Origin of the sequence: Tenacibaculum sp. UWU-22 (genome assembly GCF_041021355.1) — a bacterium.
Taxonomy (GTDB): Bacteria; Bacteroidota; Bacteroidia; order Flavobacteriales; family Flavobacteriaceae; genus Polaribacter.
In genome coordinates, this window is the sequence record NZ_JBFNGP010000014.1 from 1 (window position 1) to 2,572 (window position 2,572).

Annotated in this window: 1 protein-coding gene; it reads left to right on the plus strand. The window is 42.5% G+C overall.

What is annotated here, in order from left to right; genetic code table 11:
* Window positions 1-20: 20 nt before the first annotated feature.
* Window positions 21-2,572: hypothetical protein (locus tag AB2B44_RS10555; protein ID WP_369049549.1), on the plus strand; the 2,552-nt coding region annotated here is incomplete at its 3' end.

Here is a 2,572-nt window from a genome sequence, read left to right on the forward strand (position 1 = left end):
CGGTAATAACGCCACCTAGTATGACTCCGAAGTTAGAAGCAACCAAGAGTTATGGCGCACCAAGCTTAAATTCAGATGGCACATGGAATGTGGCGATTACTATAAAAGCGAAGAATGTAGGTGATGTAGATATTGAAAACCTACAGCTTACCGATGTATTGACCGATGCTTCTAATTTTGGTACAGCTTACGACCCTTCAACAGGTCTTATAAGCGCACCAACAGTTACTGTGGTAGAAGACGGAAATGCAACGATAGCGTTAGCACCTAATGTAAATAGCTCATTTGATGGTGATTCTAATGGTGATTTATTAGATGGCAGTTCAGGTATTTTAGGGGTAAATGATGTGGTAGTGGTAAGCTTTACAGTACAGGTAGATCCTTATGCAGCAGGAGCTCCAACAGATACTAATGGCGATCCATTATTACAAAACTTAGCCACAGCTAGTGGCGAAGACCCAAGTGGAGCAACAGTAAGTGATGATACCGGTGGTGCATCGGGTGGTCCAGGCTCACCGATTATGCTCACCCCATTACCTATGAACCCAAAACTAGAAGCGGATAAGAGTTTTGGAGCAGCCATTCAAGATGCAGGGGTTTTCTATGTTCCGGTACATATTATTATACGAAATGTAGGCGATGTAAACTTAGATAATCTACAGCTAGAAGATAAGTTATCTGATGTGAGTAATTTAGGTGCTTATTTTAAAGGTATAGCGGAAGCACCAACGGTTTCTATTGTTTCTAATGCAAGTGGTGAAGCTGTTTTACCTACGGTAAATGCCTCGTTTGATGGCGATGCAGCAGCTACTCTTTTTGATGGTACATCAGGTATTTTAGGGGTAGGCGATGCAATAGAAGTAACCTTTGTAGCAGAGGTTGATCCAGCAGCTAGTTCACCAATTGCTAATACAGCAACGGCAAGTGGAGAGGATCCAAGTGGTTCAGCGGTAACAGATGATAGTGGTGGAGAATCAGGCGGTCCAGGTGAACCTGCGCTTGCAGATATAAATGTAACTTTAGGTATACAAGGCACAAAAACCTTTGGTACCCCTGTACTAAATGCAGACGGTACGGTAGATGTTCCGGTGTATATTACTGCCGTAAATACGGGCGTTCAAGATTTAACAAATTTACAAATAACAGATGATTTAAGTAGTTCTGATAATTTTGGAGCGGCCTTTGTTAGTGTAATAGATGCACCAACAGTTACGATAGTAGATTATGATCCCTCAACCTATGGTATTACAAATGTAATTTCAGAGGCTCCAACGGTAAATGGTAGTTTTGATGGAAGTTCAGCAAATGCTACTCTTTTTGATGGTATTTCAGGAACCTTAGGCAGTGGTGATCAAGTTGAAGTCGCGTTTACGGTAAAACTAGACCCCAATGCTTCGGGAGTTACAGATTTACAAAATACGGCTACGGTAAGTGGAGACGGCCCAGGAGGAACGACTATGTCAGACGACACGGGTTCATCAGGAGCTCATGACGCTGTTAACCCAGGTCCAGGCAAGCCTACACCATTAACAACGCCAGCGATGTTACCTAAATTACAGTCTAGCAAATCGTTTGGTACACCCGTATTAAATGAAGACGGTACCTTTGATGTAGAGGTAACCATTACAGGTAAAAATATAGGTAATGTAGATATTGATAATTTACAACTTAACGATGAGTTGACCGCAGCAAATAATTTAGGAACAGCCTATGATCCCTCAACAGGAATTGTTGTTGCACCTGCGATTACCATTATCGACGATGGCAATAGCACAACAGCTGAAGCACCATTAGCTAATGCGTCTTTTGATGGCGGTAGCAATAGTGAATTATTAGATGGTAGTTCAGGTGTTTTAGGAGTAAATGATGAAATAGCGGTAGTCTTTACCATCCGTATAGACCCGAATGCCTCAGGAGCCCCAGAAGAATTAAACAATACGGCAACCTTAAGTGGTCAAGACCCAGGAGGTAACGAAGTGTCAGATTTAACAGGCGGAGATAATGGAGGTCCAGGAGAACCTGTCGTGGTTACCCCACCATTAACGAATCCAAAATTAGAATCGACCAAATCGTTTGGCACTCCGATATTAAATGCAGACGGTACGTTTGATGTAGCAGTTACCATTACAACAAAAAACGTAGGTAATGTAGACATGCATAACGTTCAAGTTAGTGATATTTTAAACGCATCGACTAATTTAGGTTCAGCCTTTACGCCAAGTACGAGTTCAGATACTAGTGGTGGTATTTTAAGTACACCAGAAGTTTCGGTAGTCAGTGATGTAAATGACACGGCATTAGTTTTACCGAGCTTAGATGCGTCTTTTGACGGCGGCAGCAGTAGTGATTTATTTGATACAACAATCGATAATGTTTTAGGTGTAGGCGATGAGATTTCGGTGGTGTTTATGGTACGCGTAGATCCAAATGCAGCAGCAGCCCCAGCAGAAGATTTAGAAAACACGGCAACGGTTCAAGGAGCTGATCCAAGTGGAGTATCACATACCGATTCATCAGGCGGAGCCTCAGGAGGACCAGGTGTACCAACCGACTTAACACTTTTTGATTACGC